Origin of the sequence: Delftia sp. ZNC0008, from assembly GCF_000799035.1 — a bacterium.
Lineage (GTDB): Bacteria > Pseudomonadota > Gammaproteobacteria > Burkholderiales > Burkholderiaceae_C > Comamonas > Comamonas tsuruhatensis.
Map to the genome: position 1 here is coordinate 1 of NZ_JTKZ01000271.1, position 18,968 is coordinate 18,968.

General features: G+C 69.7%; 17 protein-coding genes. 10 read left to right on the forward strand and 7 right to left on the reverse strand.

Annotation, left to right across the window (positions count from 1 at the left end; all coding sequences use genetic code 11):
* The 9 genes from L995_RS08875 to L995_RS08915 form a co-directional block, all read left to right on the forward strand.
* Window positions 1-462, forward strand: a 462-nt coding sequence (locus L995_RS08875; protein ID WP_047471077.1) for a thiamine pyrophosphate-dependent enzyme, incomplete at its 5' end; no start/stop codon positions are given.
* A gap of 29 nt (window positions 463-491) precedes the next feature.
* Entirely contained in the window at window positions 492-1,430 is a 939-nt protein-coding gene (locus tag L995_RS08880) for a ketopantoate reductase family protein (RefSeq protein WP_047471079.1), read from the forward strand.
* A 42-nt stretch (window positions 1,431-1,472) separates the two neighbouring features.
* Window positions 1,473-2,447 (forward strand): Bug family tripartite tricarboxylate transporter substrate binding protein, encoded by a 975-nt coding sequence (locus L995_RS08885; RefSeq protein ID WP_047471080.1) that lies wholly within the window; start codon window positions 1,473-1,475, stop codon window positions 2,445-2,447.
* Window positions 2,448-2,515: 68 nt separating this feature from the next.
* Window positions 2,516-3,514, forward strand: a complete 999-nt coding sequence (locus L995_RS08890) for a Bug family tripartite tricarboxylate transporter substrate binding protein (RefSeq protein WP_013804051.1) — start codon at window positions 2,516-2,518, stop codon at window positions 3,512-3,514.
* A gap of 443 nt (window positions 3,515-3,957) precedes the next feature.
* Window positions 3,958-5,166, forward strand: coding sequence for an efflux RND transporter periplasmic adaptor subunit (locus L995_RS08895; protein WP_047471083.1), 1,209 nt, complete (start codon window positions 3,958-3,960; stop codon window positions 5,164-5,166).
* Entirely contained in the window at window positions 5,163-8,336 is a 3,174-nt protein-coding gene (locus L995_RS08900; RefSeq protein ID WP_047471085.1) for an efflux RND transporter permease subunit, read from the forward strand. The genes L995_RS08895 and L995_RS08900 overlap by 4 nt, the downstream gene beginning before the upstream one ends.
* Window positions 8,337-8,347: 11 nt before the next feature.
* Window positions 8,348-9,667, forward strand: coding sequence for a TolC family protein (locus tag L995_RS08905; protein ID WP_047471087.1), 1,320 nt, complete (start codon window positions 8,348-8,350; stop codon window positions 9,665-9,667).
* A gap of 218 nt (window positions 9,668-9,885) precedes the next feature.
* A complete protein-coding gene (locus L995_RS08910; protein WP_052195777.1) occupies window positions 9,886-10,986 on the forward strand; it encodes a sensor histidine kinase in 1,101 nt (366 codons plus the stop codon).
* Window positions 10,979-11,617: a response regulator transcription factor gene (locus L995_RS08915; RefSeq protein WP_047471091.1), complete on the forward strand. Its 639-nt coding sequence runs from the start codon at window positions 10,979-10,981 to the stop codon at window positions 11,615-11,617. Before L995_RS08910 ends, L995_RS08915 begins: the two co-directional genes overlap by 8 nt.
* A gap of 49 nt (window positions 11,618-11,666) precedes the next feature.
* Here L995_RS08915 and L995_RS08920 read toward each other — a convergent pair whose 3' ends face one another.
* The 6 genes from L995_RS08920 to L995_RS08945 all read right to left on the reverse strand — a co-directional run bounded on the left by L995_RS08920 (window position 11,667) and on the right by L995_RS08945 (window position 17,631).
* A complete protein-coding gene (locus tag L995_RS08920) occupies window positions 11,667-13,328 on the reverse strand; it encodes an MFS transporter (RefSeq protein ID WP_047471099.1) in 1,662 nt (553 codons plus the stop codon).
* Window positions 13,318-13,761: a DoxX family protein gene (locus L995_RS08925; protein WP_193615990.1), complete on the reverse strand. Its 444-nt coding sequence runs from the start codon at window positions 13,759-13,761 to the stop codon at window positions 13,318-13,320. The genes L995_RS08920 and L995_RS08925 overlap by 11 nt, the downstream gene beginning before the upstream one ends.
* A 23-nt stretch (window positions 13,762-13,784) precedes the next feature.
* Window positions 13,785-15,683: an amidohydrolase gene (locus L995_RS08930; protein WP_047471102.1), complete on the reverse strand. Its 1,899-nt coding sequence runs from the start codon at window positions 15,681-15,683 to the stop codon at window positions 13,785-13,787.
* A gap of 124 nt (window positions 15,684-15,807) precedes the next feature.
* Window positions 15,808-16,080 carry a XapX domain-containing protein gene (locus L995_RS08935; RefSeq protein WP_012203487.1) on the reverse strand — a complete coding sequence of 91 codons (273 nt, stop codon included), beginning with the start codon at window positions 16,078-16,080 and terminating at the stop codon, window positions 15,808-15,810.
* A 39-nt stretch (window positions 16,081-16,119) separates the two neighbouring features.
* On the reverse strand, window positions 16,120-16,818 hold the full coding sequence (locus tag L995_RS08940; protein ID WP_016447949.1) for a hydrolase: 699 nt from the start codon (window positions 16,816-16,818) through the stop codon (window positions 16,120-16,122).
* Window positions 16,819-16,926: 108 nt separating this feature from the next.
* Window positions 16,927-17,631 (reverse strand): pirin family protein, encoded by a 705-nt coding sequence (locus tag L995_RS08945; RefSeq protein ID WP_016447948.1) that lies wholly within the window; start codon window positions 17,629-17,631, stop codon window positions 16,927-16,929.
* A 102-nt stretch (window positions 17,632-17,733) separates the two neighbouring features.
* Here L995_RS08945 and L995_RS08950 point away from each other — a divergent pair, with 102 nt between their 5' ends.
* Complete coding sequence (locus tag L995_RS08950; protein ID WP_034364263.1) at window positions 17,734-18,657, forward strand: LysR family transcriptional regulator; 924 nt, start codon at window positions 17,734-17,736, stop codon at window positions 18,655-18,657.
* A 39-nt stretch (window positions 18,658-18,696) separates the two neighbouring features.
* On the opposite strand, the gene L995_RS08955 is transcribed toward L995_RS08950, so the two are convergent.
* Window positions 18,697-18,968 (reverse strand): membrane protein (locus L995_RS08955; protein WP_047471097.1); only part of this gene is annotated, 272 nt, incomplete at its 5' end.

The window sequence follows — 18,968 nt, forward strand, 5'->3', positions numbered from 1 at the left end:
GAGGCGCCCAGCTCGCGCTCCACCATCCAGACCTATTTGCCCATCTTCCATTCGGGCACCTTCTACACCATGTGCAGCGGCGGCCTGGGCCACAGCATGCCGGCCGCCGTGGGCGTGGCACTGGCGCAGCCCGAGGCGAAGGTGGTCGCCGTCATCGGCGACGGCTCGGCCATGTATGCCATCCAGGCCCTCTGGAGTGCAGCCCAGCTGCGCCTGCCCATCAGCTTCGTGATCCTCAAGAACCGCCGCTACGCGGCGCTGCAGGATTTCGCCCATGTCTTCGGCTACCGCGAGGGCGAGAAGGTCGAGGGCACGGAACTGCCCGACATCGACTTCGTGGCGCTGGCGCGTGGCCAGGGCTGCGAAGGCGTGCATGTGGAGAACGCCGCCGAGCTGTCCGATGTGTTGGCCCGCGCGCTGGCCCATCCCAAGCCCATCGTGGTCGAGGTCGAGGTCGCCTGAGCGCAGGCCCCGGGACAGGAGACAAAGCCATGGAAAACACAAGAAGCATAGGCATCCTCGGCGCAGGCGCCATGGGCACCCTGTTCGGGGCGCGGCTGGCCCGCATCGGCCTGGACGTGACCCTGGTCGACGTGAACGACGAGCTGCTGCAGGCCCTGAACCGCGATGGCGCGCGCTGCCACACCGATGAGGGGCTGCTGCAGGCCCGCGTGCAGGCCGCGCGGGCCGAGCAGCTCACGGCGGGGCCCGCGCTGTGGCTGGTCTTCACCAAGTCGGCCCATACGCGCGCTGCACTGCAGGGCATCGCCCACCTCATCGGGCCGGACACGCATTTCCTGAGCCTGCAAAACGGCATAGGCCATGCCGATGTGTTGCGTGAAATGGTGCCGCTCGAACGCATCGCCGTGGGCGTGACCACCTGGCCTGCGCGCGTGATGTCGCCGGGCGAGGTCAGCTCCATGGGGCAGGGCGGCATCCGCTTCATGCCTTGCGACGGCCAGCGCAGCGCAGTCTTCGATCTGCTGGCGGAAGACCTCAACCGCGCAGGCATGCATTGCCGCATCGACCCGCAGGTGCAGGAGGCCATCTGGGAAAAGCTGGCCTTCAATGCCGCCTTCAACGGCGTGTGCGCCGTGACGCGCCAGACCGTGGACGGACTGGCCAATCCGCAGGGCGAGGCCCTGCTGCAGCGCGTGCTGGACGAGGTGCTGTCCGTCGCCCATGCCCATGGCGTCGCCGCCAGTGCCGAGCGCGTGGGCGCGGCCGTGCGCGATGCGCTGGACCACCACCGGGGCCACCAGCCCTCGATGCTGCAGGACCTGCTGGCCGGCCGTGCCACCGAGACGGGCGCCATCCACGGCGCCGTGCTGCAGGTGGCCGACCGGCTGGGCATTGCCGTGCCCGTGACGCGCACGCTGCATGCACTGGTCAGCCTGTCGGAGAACGCGGGCGCCGTCGCACCGCGCTGAACGCGCTCAAGGCAAAACGAGCCACTACAACAAGGAGACAAGATGCTGCGCAGACAAGCACTCAAGGCCGCACTGGCCATAGGCGCCCCGCCCCTGCTGGGCATGGGCACGGCACACGCCCAGACCGGCAAGCCCGTCGAATGGGTGGTGGGCTTTGCCGCAGGCGGCGGCTCGGACGCCGTGGCGCGCGGCGTGGGCGAGTCCTTTGGCAAGGCCCTGGGCCGCACCGTGGTCGTCATGAACAAGCCCGGTGCAGGCACCAACATCGCCGCCGAATACGCGGCGCGCACGCGCGAGCTGGGCAGCCTGGTCTTCACGGCCGACTTCGCCACGCTGGCGGCCAACCCCCACCTGTTTCGCAAGCTGGCCTACAACGCCGAGAAGGACTTCGTGCCCATCGGCCTGCTGGCGCGCTTTCCGCTGTTCCTCGTGGTCGGCAACCAGCTGCCGGTGCACAACCTGCAGGAGTTCACGCAGTGGGTGAAGGCCCAGCCAGGCCCCGTCAGCTACGGCAGCCCGGGCCTGGGCACGCCCCACCACCTGGCCACCGAACTGCTGGCCCAGCGCCTGGGCGTGAAGATGTCCCATGTGCCCTATCGCGGCGCGGGGCCGGCCCTGATCGATGTGATCGGCGGCCAGATCCCCTTCATGCTGGCCGACAGCGCGGCGGCGGCCCAGCACATTGCGGCCGGCAAGCTGCGTGTCATCGGCGTGGCCAGCGCCGAGCGTCTCAAGAGCCACCCGGGCGTGCCCACGCTGGCCGAGCAGGGCGTGAAGGATTTCGAGGCCCATGCATGGCAGGGCCTGGTGGCGCCGGCCGGCACGGACGACGCCACCGTGCAGGCCTGGTCCGTGGCGCTGCAGCAGGCGCTGCGCTCGCCTGCCGTGCTGGCGCGTTTCGAGGCGCTGTCGCTGGAGCCGCTGCCCGGCACGCCTGCGCAGATGCGTGACTACTGGCGCAGCGAAAGCCGGCGCTGGGGCCAGGTCATCGAGTCGGCGGGCATACGGCTGGACTGATTGCAGCCCCGCCGCCGCCGGGCTCCCATCACGCTTTCAAGAATTCACAACCCAAGGAGACACAGTTCATGCACAAGACAACCCCCTTCAGCCGCTGGCGCCGCCTGGGCCTGCTGGCCCTGCTGGGCGCGACGGCCTCGGTCCCTGCGCTGGCGCAGAAGGCCGGCGACAAATGGCCCGAGCGCCCCGTGCGCCTGGTGGTGAACTTCGCGCCCGGCGGCGCGGCCGATGTGCTGGCGCGCGCCATCACGCCCACCATGTCCCAGGTGCTGGGCCAGTCGGTGGTGGTGGACAACAAGCCCGGTGCGGGCGGCAACATCGGCATCAGCGAAACCGTGCGCGCGCCCAAGGATGGCTACACGCTGCTGCTCAGCTCGGGCGGGGCCATCACCATCAACCCGATGATCTACAGCAAGCTGGCCTTCAATCCCGAAAAGGACTTGACGCCCGTGGCTGCCGTGGCGCGCGTGCATGTGTTCCTGGAGACCAATCCCGCCGTGCCCGCCACCAACGTGGCCGAGTTCATCAAGCACCTGAAGGCCAACCCCGGCAAGCTGTCCTACGGCTCGCCGGGCCAGGGCAGCTCGCCGCACCTGGCCGGCGAGATGTTCAAGCGCATGGCCGGTGTCGATGCCGTGCACGCCCCCTACAAGGGCGCGGGCCCGGCGCTCAGCGACGTGCTCAGCGGGCAGCTGCAGTTCTGGTTCGACCCGGGTCCGGGCCTCAAGCAGGTCGAGGCCGGCAAGCTGCGCCTGCTGGCCATCGGCAGCCCGCACCGCTCGCCGCAGTACCCCAACGTGCCCACGCTGGCCGAAAGCGGCCTGCCGGGCTTTGATGCGGACACGCTGTTCGGCATCTACGCGCCCACGGGCACGCCCGAATCGGTGATCGAGGCCGTTCGCACTGCCGTGGCCAAGGCGCTGGAGCAAAAGAACGTCAACGACGTCATCCTCACCCTGGGCGCCACGCCCGCGCCGCTGAGCCGCAAGGCCTTCATCGACCACCACGCCACCGAGCGCGAGCGCTTTGGCGAACTGGTGAAAGCCATCGGCCTGAAAGTGGACTGAGCTTTCCTGCAGGCCATCGCCCGCAAGCCGCCCGCTCCGCGCTGGCGGCTTTTTGCTTTCCGGGCCGAGCCGGGCCAGGCCGAGGGGCCCTTGTGCCGGCCATCTTTTATACGAAGGTATATCCCGCATCCACCAATGAACAGGCCAGCCTTCCCAACAAAGGCTGGCCGCAGGCACTTTCGCCTTTGATAATTCCGGGCACATATTGCACTGCAGCAAACAGGGCTCCCGGCCTGTACGGGGACTGCGCCACCCACACGCAAAGGAGTACCCCATGGACCCCGATCCTGATTCCGATCCCGATCCTGCCAGGCGCTGCCGCGCCGCCCCTTTCCGTCTTTCCCTTCTTCCATTTCTTGATCTGCCCGGACCTGGGCGGAGGCCTGTGATCGCCTGAAGGGGCGAGAGGTCTGCGCGGGTCCGTGGCGCCCGGAGACCTCAGGATGACCCGCTTTCTCGCTTCTGAACGACCAGGCCGACCCCATGGTCAACCCCATGGCCTGCACCAGCGCCATCCCTTGCTGGCGGCTGCATGGCCTGTGGGCGGGCTGCTGATCAGCGTGGCCATGGCCGCCTGCAACGGGCCGGCCGAGCCCACGGCAGCCACGCATGCAGCCACCACCGCTCCGCAGCCGGCTCCCGTGCGCCGCGAAGGCAACCTCATCGTGGTGCCCGAAGGCTCGCCGCTGCGCGAGCGCCTGCAGGTGGCCGAGATCGCGCTGCAGCCGCTGCAGACCCGCCTGTCGGCCCCCGCCACCATCGAGGCCGAGCCTGAAAAGCTGGTCCGCATCACGCCGCCCGTGGCGGGCCGCCTGGTGCGCCTGCACCACCAGCTGGGCGATGCGGTGAAGGCCGGCGATGCGCTGATCACCATGGACTCCTCCGAGATCTCCAGCGTGCGTGCCGAGCACGCCAAGGCCCAGGCCGCGCTGCTGCACGCGCGCCAGGAATTCGACCGCCAGAAGCTGCTGTTCGATGCCGAGATCGCCGCGCGCAAGGACTACGAGGCCGCGCAGCAGTCGCTGGCCGCAGCAGGTGCCGATGCGCGCGCCGCCTCCGACCACCTGTCCCAGCTGGGTGCGGCCGTGCAGGAAGGCTCGCGCGGCAGCTACGTGGTCAAGTCGCCCATCAGCGGCCGCGTGGTCGAGATGGCGGGCTCGCAGGGCGGCTACTGGAACGATGTGAATGCCTCCGTCATGACCGTGGCCGACCTGCGCAAGGTCTGGCTCAGCGCCAGCGTCAGCGAGCGCGACCTGGCCCATGTGGACGTGGGCCAGCAGGCCCACATCGCGCTGGCCGCCTATCCCGACCTGCAACTGCAGGGCCGCGTGCAGTACGTGGGCGAGTTGGTGGACACCGCCACGCGCAGCGTCAAGGTGCGCGTGGCCGTGGACAACCCCGAAGGGCGGCTGCGCCCCGGCATGTTTGCGCGCGTGGGCTTCGACGCCCCGGCGCGCCAGGCCGTGATGGTGCCGGCCGCGGCCCTGCTGCAGGGCCAGGTCAGCACGCGCGTCTTCGTGGACAAGGGCGGCTGGCGCTTCGAGCCGCGCGACGTGCAGGTCGGCGCGCAGCAGGACGGCCAGGCCGAGATCCTCTCGGGCCTGGCGGCCGGCGAGCGCGTGGTGGTCAACGGGGGAGTGCTGCTGCAATGATCGAGCGCATCGTCAACATCGGTTTTTCGCGCCGCGGCGTGGTCTGGCTGGTCTTTTGCTTCGCGGCCCTGTATGGCGTGTTCAGCTGGAAGCAGCTGCCGCTGGAGGCCTATCCCGACATTGCCGACGTGACCTCGCAGATCGTCACCCAGGTGCCAGGCCTTGCGGCCGAGGAGATAGAGCAGCAGATCACCATCCCGCTGGAGCGCGCCCTGCTGGCCACGCCCGGCATGCACGTGCTGCGCTCGCGCAGCCTGTTCGCGCTGTCGCTGATCACCGTGGTCTTCGAGGACGGCGTGGACGGCTACTGGGCGCGCCAGCGCCTGAAGGAGCGCATCGACGAGGTCACGCTGCCCTATGGTGCCCGCGCCGGGCTGGACCCCTACAGCTCGCCCACGGGCGAGGTCTACCGCTACACGCTGGAAAGCCCCGTGCGCAGCCTGCGCGAGCTGTCCGAGCTGCAGCAGTGGGTGGTGATCCCGCGCCTGAAGAAGGCCCAGTCCGTGGTGGACGTGACCAACTTCGGCGGCCTGACCACGCAGTTCATGCTGGAGCTGGACCCCGCGCGGCTGCTGCAGTACGGGCTGGCGCTGTCCCAGGTGATCGAGGCCATCAATGCCAACAACGCCAGCGGCGGCGGCAGCGTCATCGACCGGGGCGATGTCTCCTATGTGGTGCGCGGCGTGGGCCTGCTGGGCTCGCTGGACGACATGGGCAACGTGGTCGTCAAGACCACGGACAGCGGCACGCCCGTGCTGGTCAAGGACCTGGGGCGGCTGACCTACGGCAACGTGGAGCGGCGCGGCATCCTGGGCAAGGACGGCAACTCCGACACCCTGCAGGGCATCGTGCTGCTGCTCAAGGGCTCCAACCCCTCGCAGGCGCTGGAGGGCATCCATGCCGCCGTGGAGGAGCTCAACGGCAAGCTGCTGCCGCCCGACGTGAAGGTCGTGCCCTACCTGGACCGCACCACGCTGATCGAGCGCACCACCCACACCGTGGGCAAGACCCTGGCCGAAGGCCTGATCGTCGTCACCCTGGTGCTGCTGGTCTTCCTGGGCAGCCCGCGCGCGGCGCTGATCGTGGCGCTGACCATTCCCATGGCGCTGCTGCTGGCCTTCATCTTCATGCACCACGCGAAGATTCCGGCCAACCTGCTGTCGCTGGGCGCCATCGACTTCGGCATCCTGGTGGACGGCGCCGTGGTCGTGGTCGAGAACATCCTGCGGCGCCGCGAGGCCGACCAGAACCGGCCGCTCACGCCCAGGGACGCCATCACGGCCACGCTGCAGGTGGCGCGGCCCATCTTCTTCGGCATGTGCGTGATCGCGGCCGCCTACCTGCCGCTGTTCGCCTTCGAGCGCATCGAGTACAAGCTGTTCTCGCCCATGGCCAGCGCCGTGGGCGCGGCCCTGGTGGGGGCGCTGGCCGTGGCCCTGCTGCTCACGCCGGCCCTGGCCTGGCTGGCCTTCCGCAGGCCGCGCAGGATCTTCCACAACCCCGTGCTGCACCGGCTGGGCGTGGGCTATGACCGCTTCCTGGGCGCGGTCGTGGGCCGCGTGCGCTGGCTGGCGGGGGCCGTGGCGGCCTCGCTGCTGGCGCTGGGCGTGCTGGCCGCCACCATGGGCCGCGACTTCCTGCCGTACCTGGACGAAGGCTCCATCTGGCTGCAGGTGCAGATGCCGCCCGGCATCACGCTGGACAAGGCGCGCGACATGGCCGACGCGCTGCGCAGCGCTGCGCTGGAGTTCCCCGAGGTCTCCTACATCGTCACCCAGACCGGGCGCAACGATGACGGCACGGACTACTGGACGCCCTCGCACATCGAGGCCAGCGTGGGCCTGCATCCCTATGACGAATGGAAGTCGGGCCTGACCAAGCAGCAGCTGATCGCGAAGATGGCCGCGCGCTTCGACCAGTTGCCCGGCTACTCCGTGGGCTTCATGCAGCCCATGATCGACGGCGTGCAGGACAAGCTGTCGGGCGCGCACAGCGACCTCACGGTAAAGGTCTTCGGCCAGGACCTGGCCGAGGACCGGCGCGTCGCCGATGCCCTGGTGGCCGTGCTGGAGAAAGTGCCCGGCGCGGCCGACGTGGCCGTGGACGTGGAGCCGCCGCTGCCCAACCTGCGCATTGCGCTGGACCGCGCCGCTGCCGCGCGCTACGGCATCAATGCCTCCGAGGTGGCGCAGCTCATCTCCACCGGCGTGGGCGGGGCCTCCATCGGCCAGCTCTACGTGGGCGAGCGCAGCTACGACATGGCCGTGCGCTTCACGCCCGACACGCGCAGCAGCCCCGAGGCCATCGGCGCGCTGCGCCTGTCGGCCGCCAATGGCGCCCAGGTGCCGCTGGCCGACGTGGCGCGCATCACCACCACCGTGGGCCAGAGCGTCATCGTGCGCGAGGGCGGCGAGCGCCACATCCTCGTCAAGCTCAATGTGCGCGGCCGCGACCTGGCGGGCTTCCTCAAGGATGCGCACACCGCCATCGACCAGCACCTGGACTACGACCGCCAGAAGCTGCACATCGAGTGGGGCGGCCAGTTCGAGAACCTGCAGCGTGCCGAGGCGCGGCTGCTCATGATCCTGCCGCTGACGCTGGGCATCATGCTGGTGCTGCTGTTCGGCGAGTTCGGCAACCTGCGCCAGCCGCTGCTGGTGCTGGGCGTGGTGCCGCTGGCCATGATCGGCGGCTTTGCGGGCCTGCACCTGCGCGGCATGACGCTCAACGTCTCCAGCGCCGTGGGCTTCATCGCGCTGTTCGGCGTGGCCGTGCTCTCGGGCGTGCTCATGGTCTCGCAGATCAACCGCCTGCGCCGCGAGGACGGCCTGGGCCTGCGCGAAGCCGTGCTCGAAGGCGCCTCCAGCCGCATGCGCCCCGTGCTGATGACGGCCACCGTCGCCGCCTTCGGCCTCACGCCGGCCATGCTGGCCACGGGCCTGGGCAGCGACGTGCAGCGGCCCCTGGCCACCGTCGTGGTCTGCGGCCTGTTCAGCGCCACCTTGCTGACCCTGCTGCTGCTGCCCAACCTCTACTACGTGATCGAGGCCCGTGCCGTCCGCGCGGCCGAGCGCCGCCAGCGCCGCGCCGCTGAACGCGGTGAGAGCGGCGATCCGGATGCCGCCGAGCACGAGGGCGGGCATCGCACCGCAACGAGCCAACCCCATTGATGCGAGTCGCCATGCAAACGACCCCTTTCTTCCCCAGGCAGGCCCTGGCCCTGCTGCTGTGCCTTGGCGCCGCAGCGCAGGCGCAGACGGCGCCGTCCGCCGGCCTGCGCTTTTCCGACTACCTCAACGCCGTGGAGCAGCACAGCCCCCTGCTGCGCTCGGAGGAGCAGGGCGTGGAATCCGCGCGTGCCGGCATCGGCATCGCCGGCATACGCCCCGACCCCAGCCTCACGCTGGGCGCCTCGCGCGAGCAGGTGCGCACCGGCCAGCCCCGGCCCACCACGCGCAACTACGAGATCAGCATGGAGCTGGAGACGGGCGGCAAGCGCGCCGCGCGCATCCAGTCCGCACGCAGCCAGGTGCGCCTGTCCGAGGCCGGCCTTGAAGGCGTGCGCAGCCAGCTTTTCTCCGATGCCGCCCAGGACTACACCCAGGCCTGCCGCGACTCGCTGGCGCTGGAGCGCAAGCAGCAGACGCTGAAGGCGCTGGGCGACGTGGTGCAGGCCAACGAGCTGCGGCGCAAGGCCGGCGACATCGGCGGCGTGGAATGGCTGCAGTCGCGCGTGGAGCGCGACCGCTTCCAGGCCGAGGTGGTGCAGGCGCGCGCCGAGGCGCAGACCGCGCGGCTGGCGCTGTCCGTCCCGCTGGGGCGCCGCCTGTCCGAAGTCTTTGCCAGCGACACGCTGCAATGCGGCTTCATGGAATTGGCCGAAGACTCGGGGCTGGAGGATGCCGACGCCCTGGTCGCCCAGGCGCTGCAGTCGCGCGCCGAGGTGCGCATCGCCCAGGCGGCGCTGGAGCATGCGCGCGACAACGCGGGCCTGGCCCGGGCCAACCGCTGGGTCAATCCCACGCTGGCCGTGGGCATGGCCGCCGTGCCCGCCACGGCCGGTGGCACGGACGCCCAGGGCAATCCCTTCGATGGCGGCGGGCGCTCGCGCACGCTGTCGGTCTCGGTCAGCGTGCCGCTGCCGCTGTCGCGCCTGGACCGGGGCGACCTGGTGCAGGCCGAGGCGGCCGTCACCCAGGCCATGCTGGCCCTGCAGCAGGCCCAGAACCGGGCCGAGGCCGATGTGCGCGGCGCGCGCTTTCGCCTGAGCGCCGCGCGCGAGAGCGTGCAGCGCTACCGCGACGGCGTGCTGCGCGATGCGCAGCGCGTGCTCGAAGGCATGCGCCTGTCCTACCGGCATGGCGAGGCTTCGCTGCTGGAGCTGCTGTCCGCCCAGCGCTCGGCCGACGAGGCCTACCTGGGATCGCTGGAGGCAGAGACCGAGCTGGCCAAGGCCACCGTGGAACTCCAACTGAGCGTGGGCCGCCGGCCAGTGTTGTGAACCCCCTGAGCCGCTGCGCGGCTTCCCCCTCTCTCGCTGCGCGGGAGGGGGACGACACCTTCGGTGCGGGGCGGCGCGGCCGGCCCAGGCCCTTCCTCGGTGTCCCTTGTTTTGGGTCGCGCCAGTATCGTACGGTTCGGGTATAGCTTGCATTCAGGTGCAGCGGCTTCTTGAATGAGAATTGGCAGCTGACAGTCCATTCCTTTTCCCTGCACGCCATGACCACCGCTCTGCGCCGCTTTCCCCATTGGCCCCGGGCCCTGATCCTGGCGGCCATGGGCGTCGCCATGGCCGCGATCTTCGCGCTGGACACGCTGACCGACTACGCCGTGGCGGCCGCCGTGTTCCACACCGCCATCATCCTGGTGGCGGTGCGCTGGTTCAGCCCGCGCGTGGTCATCGGCCTCACGGCGCTGTGCATCGTGCTGACCCTGGCCAGCTTTGCGCTCACGCCTGCCGGTGCCTATCGCACCGGACTGATCAACATGGTGATCAGCATCCTGGCCATTGCCATCACGGCCTATCTGGGCCTGAAGATGGTGGCGGCCCAGAACGCGGCCCATGCGGCGCGCACCCAGCTGATGCGCATCACCCAGACCACCAGCCTGGGGCAGTTGACGGCCTCCATCGCCCATGAGGTCAACCAGCCGCTGGCGGCCATCGTCACCAGCGGCAATGCCTGCCAGCGCTGGCTGGCCCAGGACCCGCCCAATCTGGCCAAGGCCGGCCAGGCGCTGGAGCGCATCCTGGGCGATGCGCAGCGCGCCAGCGATGTCATCGCCCGCATCCGCAGCATGGCACGCGGAGACGCACCCAGCCGGCAGTCCTTCGACCTCAACGAGGCCGTGCGCGAAATGGCCCGCCTGTCCGTCGCCGAGCTGGACCGGCGCGGCGTGGCCCTGGACCTGCAGCTGGCGACCGCGCTGCAGCCGGCCTGGGCCGACCGCGTGCAGATCCAGCAGGTGCTGGCCAACCTGCTGCTCAATGCCATGGACGCCATGCAGCACACACCGGCCGCGCAGCGGCGCATCGCCATCGCCACGCAGGCCCTGGGCCAGCAGCTGGTGCTGACCGTGGCCGATGCGGGCGAAGGCCTGTCGCCGCTGGCCCGCACCCACCTGTTCGATGCCTTCTGGACCACCAAGCCCGATGGCATGGGCCTGGGCCTGAACATCTGCCGCCACATGGCCGAGGCCAACGGCGGCCGCATCTGGGCCACGGACCGCGAGGACGGGCGCGGGGGCACGGCTTTTCACGTCACCATCGCCTGCGCCCCGGCCACGGGCGCCAGGCCTTCCGCAGGATTGCACCATGGCTGAACCCTCCACCGCCGAAGCCGAGGCACTGGTCTACATCGTCGATGACGACCCCTCGGTGCGCGCAGCCATCGAGGACCTGCTGGCATCGGTGGGCCTGTGCGTGCGCGCCTTCGGCGCCACGCGCGAGTTTCTGGACCACTGGCAGCGGCAGCCGCCGCAGGGACCGGCCTGCCTGGTGCTGGACATCCGCATGCCTGGGCAAAGCGGCATGGACTTCCGGCGCCAGATGCTGGAGCTGGGCCTGCGGCTGCCCACCATCTTCATCACCGGCCATGGCGACATTCCCATGAGCGTGGAGGCCATGAAGACCGGCGCCATCGAGTTCCTGACCAAGCCCTTCCGCGACCAGGACCTGCTCGACGCCATCCAGCAGGGCATTGCCCTGGACCGCCAGCGCCGCGCGCTGGACGCCGGCCAACAGGCGCTGCGCGCCTGCTGGCAGTCGCTGTCGCCCGGCGAGCAGGAAGTGGTCGTGGGCGTGGTGCGCGGCCTGCTGAACAAGCAGATCGCGGCAGACCTGGGCGTGAGCGAAATCACGGTCAAGGTGCGCCGCAGCCAGGCCATGCGCAAGATGCAGGTGCGCACGCTGGCCGACCTGGTGCGTGCGCTGGAGCGGCTGGATATCCGCTGAGGTGTCCTGGCAGGCCGGGCGCAGGCCAGGGCAGGCCTGCCGCAACGCTTCAGTGGGCGTGGCCGTGCGCCGGTGCCTGCGCAGGCCCGCTGGCGGCACTGGCAGCACTGGCGGCATCCAGCGCCAGAAAGTGGTGGACCACGGGCCGCCCGGGGCCGATATGAAAGCGCAGCGCCTGGGCCTGCAGATCGGCATCGGCCCTGGACACGCGCTGGTGCTGGCGCAGATGCTCGGCCCAGGACTCCACCAGGAACCACTCGATCACCCGGCCCGGCTCGCCCGTGTGCTCGGCGATGCCCCAGGCATAGGCGCCATCGCGGCGGCGTTCGCGTGCCACATGCTGCATGGCCTCGATGAAGGCCGGCAGGTCCTGGCGGCGCACCTGGTACTCCACCTGGATCATCACCGGGCCACGGTCATGGGCCACCGGTTCGGCCAGCAGCGGCTCGGGCCAGTGGTTGGAGGCCTGCAGGTCCGCCTCGCCCGTGGGCAGCTTGATGCGGTGGAACACCAGCGAGATGGCCACCAGGCCCGCCGCGCCGATCAGCAGCGCCGTGGGAATGCCCACGCCCTGTGCAAACAGCCCCCAGGCCAGGCTGCCGCCCGCCATGGCGCCGTTGAACACCATCAGGTAGATGGCCAGTCCCCGGCCGCGCACCCAGTTGGGCAGCACCGCCTGGGCCACGCCGTTGAGCGTGGTCAGCGCAATGATCCAGCCCAGGCCCAGCACCAGCATCAGCAGCACGGCGGCCCATTGCGACGGCGCCGTGGACAGCGCGGCCATCACGGCGGCGCTGAGCACGGAGGACAGCAGCACCAGGCCATCGGCATCCAGCCTTTTGCGCAGGCGCGGCAGCACCAGCGCGCCCAGGATGGCGCCTGCGCCCACGGCGCCCAGCATCACGCCGTAAAAGCCTGCCGAGCCGCCCAGCATGCGCCGCGCCACCAGCGGCAGCAGGGCCCAGACCGAGCTGGCGAACAGGAAGAACACGGCGGCGCGCAGCAGCACCACATGCAGCTCGCGGCTGGAGCGGGCATAGCGCAGGCCAGCGCGGAAGGCGCCGAAGAACTGCTCGTTCAGCGCCGATGCCTCGGCCTTGGGACGCTTCCACCAGACCAGCGCGGCGATCACGAACACATAGCTGACCACGTCCGCGCCATAGGCCGCCGCCGCGCCGAAGCTGGCCAGCAGCAGGCCGCCGGCCGCAGGGCCCAGGGCGCGTGCGATGTTGATGCCCAGCGAGTTCAGCGCCACCGCGTTCTTGAGGTCGCTGCGCGGCACCAGCTCGGGCACGATGGACTGCCAGGTCGGCCCCATCAGCGCCGCGCCTATGCCGCCCACGAAGGTCAGCGCCACCAGGTACTCCACGGTCAGCGTGTTGGTGCGTGCCAGCAGCAGCAGGCTGGCGCTGACGGCGGCCAGCAGGATCTGGATGCCGATCAGGAAGCGTCGGCGGTCCAGGATGTCGGACAGCACACCGGCCGGAATCGCCAGCAGGAAGATGGGCAGCGTGGCCGCCGTCTGGATCAGGGCCACGGCGGCCGGGCTGGCCGACAGTTCGGTCACCATCCAGGAGCTGGCCACATCGCGCATGAAGCTGCCGATATTGCCCAGCACCGTGGCCGCCCACAGCACGGCGAACACGGGCTGTCGCAGCGGCGCGAAGCTGCCGGAGGCGGTGGTTGCGGGTGCGCTCGAATCAGCGGTCATGGCGCTCTCCCAGGTCATGCCAGGCGACGAACAGGAAGCCGCCGACCAAGCCCAGATGCTCGAAGAAGGAATTGGCTGCCATGAAGCGTTCCTGCCCTGCGGGAAGCTCCCAGAAGCGCAGCGCGACGAAGGTGGCCAGCAGCGTGAACGCGGCCAGCGCCAGGGCGCCCAGCCAGCGTAGCTGGCCGGTGATGATCATGGCCGAGGCGCCCAGCTCCAGCGCGATCACCAGGACCGCGAACAGCGGTGCCGGCGACAGGCCGAAGTGGGCCATCTCGCCCAGCGCACCGGGAAAGTCGGTGAGCTTGACCAGGCCGCCCTGCAGATAGGCGGCGCACAGGCCCAGGTAGGCCACCAGGCGCACGGCCTGGCTGCCGAACACCGGGCGTGCGGCGGCCGCAAGGCGGCCGGAGAACGTACTGGCTTGGGTCATGGCGGGTGTCATGCGTGTGCTCCTCAGGCCATCCAGCAGGAGCAGCCCAGCGCGCCGAAGAAGCTTCGGGGGTCCGAGGTCGGCACGTTCGATGCCCATGCGTCGGCATGGCTGTGGCCGTGCATGCCGCAGCTGGTGCCGCAGCCGCAGGCCGCCGCCAGGCTGCGGTAGCGCGCGGGGTTGAGCGAGTTCCTGCCAGCGCCCTCGGGCTCGCCCCAGGCGCCGTAGCCGCCAAAGCGCCGCACGGGTGACCAGTCGGGCATGGCCGGCGGCAGGGGGTTGTCGTCATGCTGCTGGAAGGGACCTGCGCCATAGACCACGCGGCCGCCCACCACGGTGAGGTCGGATGTGAGAAACGAGATCTCGTCCTCGGGCACGGCGAAGTAGTCCTTGCTGGGCACGATCATGTCGGCCAGCTGGCCCACCTGGATGCGGCCGCGCAGGCCTTCCTCGTTGGAGAACCAGGCCACGTTCTCGGTCCACATGCGCAACGCGGTCTCGCGGTCCAGCAGGTTGCGCTGGGGGTACATCTGCAGGCCGCCCACGGTCTTGCCCGTCACCATCCACGACAGCGACACCCAGGGGTTGTAGGACGCCACGCGCGTGGCGTCCGTGCCGGCCGAGGTCTTCACGCCGCGCTCCAGGATCTTCTTGACGGGCGGCGTGGCCTCGGTGGCGCGTGCGCCGTAGCGCTCGGTGAAATATTCGCCCTGGTAGGCCATGCGGTGCTGCACGGCCACGCCGCCGCCCAGGGCCGCAATGCGGTCGATGGACTTGTCCGAAATGGTCTCGGCATGGTCGAAGAACCAGTTCAGGCCGTCGATGGGCGTGTCGCGGTGCACCTTCTCGAAGACATCGAGCGCGCGCGAGATGGTCTCGTCATAGGTGGCGTGCAGGCGCCACGGCCATTGGTTCTGCACCAGCACGCGCACCACTTCCTCCAGGTCGCCCTCCATGCTGGGCGGCATGTCGGGGCGCGGCTGGCGGAAGTCCTCGAAGTCGGCGGCCGAGTACACCAGCATCTCGCCCGCGCCGTTGTGGCGGAAATAGTCGTTGCCCTGCTTGTACTTCACGCTTTGCGTCCAGTTGAGGAAGTCGGCCTTCTCCTCCTTGGGCTTTTGCGTGAACAGGTTGTAGGCCAGGCGCACGGTGATCTGGTTGGCCTCGCTGAGCTTCTGGATCACGTCGTAGTCGTCGGGGTAGTTCTGGAAGCCCCCGCCCGCATCGATCACGCCGGTCACGCCCAGGCGGTTGAGTTCGCGCATGAAGTGGCGCGTGGAGTTGACCTGGTAGTCCAGCGGCAGCTTGGGACCCTTGGCCAGCGTGGCATAGAGGATGGTGGCGTTGGGCTTGGCCAGCAGCAGGCCCGTGGGGTTGCCGTTGGCATCGCGCGTGATCTCGCCGCCTGCGGGCTCGGGCGTGTCGCGGGTGTAGCCCACGGCGCGAAGGGCGGCCGCGTTGAGCAGGGCGCGGTCATACAGGTGCAGCAGGAACACCGGCGTGTCGGGCGCGATGGCGTTGATCTCCTCGATGGTGGGCAGGCGCTTTTCCACGAACTGGTGTTCGGTGAAACCGCCGACCACGCGCACCCACTGCGGCGCGGGCGTGTTGGCCACCTGGCGCTTGAGCATGTCCAGCGCATCGGCCAGCGAGCGCACGCCGTCCCAGCGCAGCTCCAGGTTGAAGTTCAGGCCGCCACGGATCACGTGCGTGTGGTTGTCGAACAGGCCGGGCAGCACGCTGCGGCGCTGCAGATCGATGCGGCGCGTGCCGCTGCCGGCCAGGGCCAGCACCTCGGCGTCCGTGCCCACGGCGATGAACCGGCCGTCCTTCACGGCCACGGCGGTGGCCGTGGGCTGGGCCTTGTTCAGGGTGGTGAAGCGGCCGTTGTGGAAGACGACTTCGGGCGTGGAATCGGACATGGAGGCTCCTTGGCGAGCGTTGGTGGTGCAACCCAGCAGTCCACCCATGGCAAGGGTGGCGGCGGAGCCCAGGACTTTTCTGCGCGTGGTCATGGTGCAGTTTTCTTGGAGAGAGGGGGAGGGGTCAGCCGTGGTGCCGATCGGCATCGGCATCGGCGTTCTTGCGGCCGGGCAGCTGGCCCAGCACATGCTCGGTGGCCTGCGTCTTGCTGCAGGCGCTGCGCAGGTCCATGCCCTGCAGCAGATGCCGGCCCACGGGCACGATCTGCTCGCCGGCCAGGATGCCCAGCAGGCCGACCAGGGCTACCAGCGGCGGTGCGGGCGAGCGCACCTGCAGCAGGCTGTAGACCACGCCGACCAGCAGGCCGGCCCCAAGGGAAAGTGCATAGAGCTTCATGGCGAGACTCCTTTGGCGGGCCGGCGGCGGCGCTGGTGCTCAGGCCTTGGCGGGGTTCGGGCCCACGGTCTCGCCATGCTGCACGCGCTCGGCGGCCTTGTGCACCATGGTGTAGGCATAGTCCACGCCCATGCCGTAGGCGCCGGAATGCTCGCGCACGATGTCCATCACCGCGTCATAGGTCTCGCGGCGGGCCCAGTCGCGCTGCCATTCCAGCAGCACCTGCTGCCAGGTCACGGGCACCACGCCGGCCTGCACCATGCGGTCCATGGCGTAGTTGTGGGCGTCCAGCGACGTGCCGCCCGAGGCGTCGGCCACCATGTAGATCTCGTAGTCCGTGTCATGCAGGGCCGAGAGGGCGAAGGTGGTGTTGCACACCTCGGTCCACAGGCCGGAGACCACGATCTTCTTGCGGCCCTGGGCGGCGTTGGCGGCCAGCGCATCCCGCACGTTCTGGTCGTCCCAGGAATTCATGGAGCTGCGCTCCAGCAGCCTGTGCTCGGGGAACACGGCCAGCAGTTCGGGATAGGTGTGGCCGGAGAAGCTGCCCGTCTCCACCGTGGTGATGGTGGCGGGAATGTCGAAGGCCTTGGCCGCCTTGGCCAGGCCCACCACATTGTTCTTGAGCACCTGGCGGTCGATGGACTGCACGCCGAAGGCCATCTGGGGCTGCTGGTCGATGAAGATGATCTGGCTGTTGGCGGGGGTCAGGACTTCGAGGTACTTGCGGTCGGTCATGGTGATCTCCTGTGAGGCAGTGGGTTGGGTGAAGGAAGGGACAGCGGAAATTCGGAAAGACAGTTGGGGCAGGTGGGCCCCGGCCGGAGCCGGGGCGGCAAGGGCGCTTCAGCGCGCCGTGTCGACGAGCACCAGCTCGGCGTCGGTCAGGGCCGTGACGCGCAGGGTCTCGACGTCGCTGATGGCGGCGCCGTCGCGCTCCTGGAGCGTCACGCCGTCGATCTGCACCGAGCCGCTGGCCGGCACCAGGTAGCCCAGGCGATCACGGCCGATGCGGTACTCCGTGCTCTCGCCGGCCTTGAGCGTGGCGCCCAGCACCCGGGCGGCGGTGCGGATGGGCAGGGCGTCCTCGTCACCGGGCAGGCCGCTGGCCAGGGCCACGAAGCTGCCCGAGCGCTCGCCCTTGGGGAAGGGCTTGGCACCCCAGGACGGGGGCTGCTGGCCGCGCTCGTCGGGCATGATCCAGATCTGGAAGATCCGCGTCGTGCCCTTTTCCTGGTTGTATTCCGAGTGGCGGATGCCGGTGCCCGCGCTCATTACCTGCACATCGCCCGCTTCGGTGCGGCCCTTGTTGCCCAGGCTGTCCTGGTGGGTGATGGCGCCTTCACGGACATAGGTGATGATTTCCATGTTGGCGTGGGCATGAGGCGGGAAGCCCGTGCCGGCGGCGATGGTGTCGTCGTTCCACACCCGCAGCGCGCCCCAGCCCATGCGGGCCGGATCGTGGTAGCCGGCGAAGGAAAAGTGGTGCTTGGCATCGAGCCAGCCGTGGTTGGCACCGCCAAGGGCTTGGAAGGGACGGCGTTCGATCATGGTGTTCTCCTGCTGCGTTGTGTGTTGCGATGGATGAACTTTATGTTTTGCCGATCAAGAAGAGAATAGAAAATATGCAAAGACATCTATTCCAAAACTTTCATGCCAAGACTTCCTGACCTCGAAGCCTGGGCCGTCTTCGCCAAGGTGGCCGAGACGGGCTCCTTCGCCAAGGCCGCCGCCGAGCTGGGCGTCTCCCAGCCCACCATCTCCAAGGCCATCACGCGGCTGGAGACGCGGCTCAGGACCAGCCTGTTGCACCGCACCTCGCGGCGCATGTCGCTGACGGCCGGCGGCCAGGCCTCTCTGGAGCGGGCCGCGCGCATCCTGGCCGAGGGCGAGGCCGTGGAGGCCGAGATCAGCGAGCAGTCCAAGAGCCTGCGCGGCCCCATCCGCATTGCGGCGCCCATGTCGTTCGGCATCTCGCACCTGGCGCCGGCCGTGCCCGCCTTCATGGCCGAGCACCCGGAAGTCACGCTGGACCTGCACTTCAGCGACGAGCTGATCGACGTCGTGGCCCAGGGCTTCGACATCGCGCTGCGCATCTCCTCGCTGCCCGACTCCAGCCTGCTGGCGCGGCGCCTGTGCACGGTGCGCCTGCTGCTGGTGGGATCACCCGAATACTTCGAGCGCCACGGCCGCCCCACCCATCCGCGCGAGCTGGCGCAGCACCGGGCGCTGCGCTATGTGCACAGCCGCCTGGGCGAGGCCTGGCGCTTCGTGCATGCGCGCCGCGGCGAGTTCGCCCAGGTCGTGCCCACGGCCATGCGCGTGAACAATGCCGAGGGCCTGGCGCCGGCCCTGCGCGCCGGGCTGGGCCTGGCCCTGCAGCCCGAATTCCTGGCCTGGGAAGATTTGCAATCGGGTGCGCTGCAGACCTGCATGGACGACTGGCAGGTGCCCTCCATCGCCCTGCACATCGTCACGCCGCCGGGGCGCGCCCGGCCGGCGCGCGTGCAGGCGCTGATCGATTTCCTGGCCGCGCACTTCGCGCTGGCGCCCTGGGCGCGCGAGCCGCAGGCGTAGATCGCAAAAAGGGGAGGGCTTCGGTGGGGGGCTTCGGCCTCAGCTGGCCCAGGAGGCCGGCAGCAGCTGCAGCAGCACCACCGTCATCACCACATAGCGCAGGAACTTGCCGATGGCCATGTAGAACACGCAGGGCCAGAACGGCAGGCGCAGCCAGCCGGCCACGGCGCACAGCGGATCGCCCACCACGGGCAGCCAGCTCAGCAGGCAGGCCTTTGCGCCCAGGCGGCGCAGCCAGACGCGGGCGCGGCGCTCGTGGCGTGACAGATTGCGCGGCGGCTTGGCCCGTTCAGGCGGCAGCCCGGCCAGCC

Bases quoted from the DNA above. Each gene is read 5' to 3' on its own strand.
- L995_RS08880 (WP_047471079.1), top strand. From the start codon at position 492: ATGGAAAACACAAGAAGCATAGGCATCCTCGGCGCAGGCGCCATGGGC.
- L995_RS08885 (WP_047471080.1), top strand. From the start codon at position 1,473: ATGCTGCGCAGACAAGCACTCAAGGCCGCACTGGCCATAGGCGCCCCG.
- L995_RS08890 (WP_013804051.1), top strand. From the start codon at position 2,516: ATGCACAAGACAACCCCCTTCAGCCGCTGGCGCCGCCTGGGCCTGCTG.
- L995_RS08895 (WP_047471083.1), top strand. From the start codon at position 3,958: ATGACCCGCTTTCTCGCTTCTGAACGACCAGGCCGACCCCATGGTCAA.
- L995_RS08900 (WP_047471085.1), top strand. From the start codon at position 5,163: ATGATCGAGCGCATCGTCAACATCGGTTTTTCGCGCCGCGGCGTGGTC.
- L995_RS08905 (WP_047471087.1), top strand. From the start codon at position 8,348: ATGCAAACGACCCCTTTCTTCCCCAGGCAGGCCCTGGCCCTGCTGCTG.
- L995_RS08910 (WP_052195777.1), top strand. From the start codon at position 9,886: ATGACCACCGCTCTGCGCCGCTTTCCCCATTGGCCCCGGGCCCTGATC.
- L995_RS08915 (WP_047471091.1), top strand. From the start codon at position 10,979: ATGGCTGAACCCTCCACCGCCGAAGCCGAGGCACTGGTCTACATCGTC.
- L995_RS08920 (WP_047471099.1), bottom strand. From the start codon at position 13,328: ATGACCGCTGATTCGAGCGCACCCGCAACCACCGCCTCCGGCAGCTTC.
- L995_RS08925 (WP_193615990.1), bottom strand. From the start codon at position 13,761: ATGACCCAAGCCAGTACGTTCTCCGGCCGCCTTGCGGCCGCCGCACGC.
- L995_RS08930 (WP_047471102.1), bottom strand. From the start codon at position 15,683: ATGTCCGATTCCACGCCCGAAGTCGTCTTCCACAACGGCCGCTTCACC.
- L995_RS08935 (WP_012203487.1), bottom strand. From the start codon at position 16,080: ATGAAGCTCTATGCACTTTCCCTTGGGGCCGGCCTGCTGGTCGGCGTG.
- L995_RS08940 (WP_016447949.1), bottom strand. From the start codon at position 16,818: ATGACCGACCGCAAGTACCTCGAAGTCCTGACCCCCGCCAACAGCCAG.
- L995_RS08945 (WP_016447948.1), bottom strand. From the start codon at position 17,631: ATGATCGAACGCCGTCCCTTCCAAGCCCTTGGCGGTGCCAACCACGGC.
- L995_RS08950 (WP_034364263.1), top strand. From the start codon at position 17,734: ATGCCAAGACTTCCTGACCTCGAAGCCTGGGCCGTCTTCGCCAAGGTG.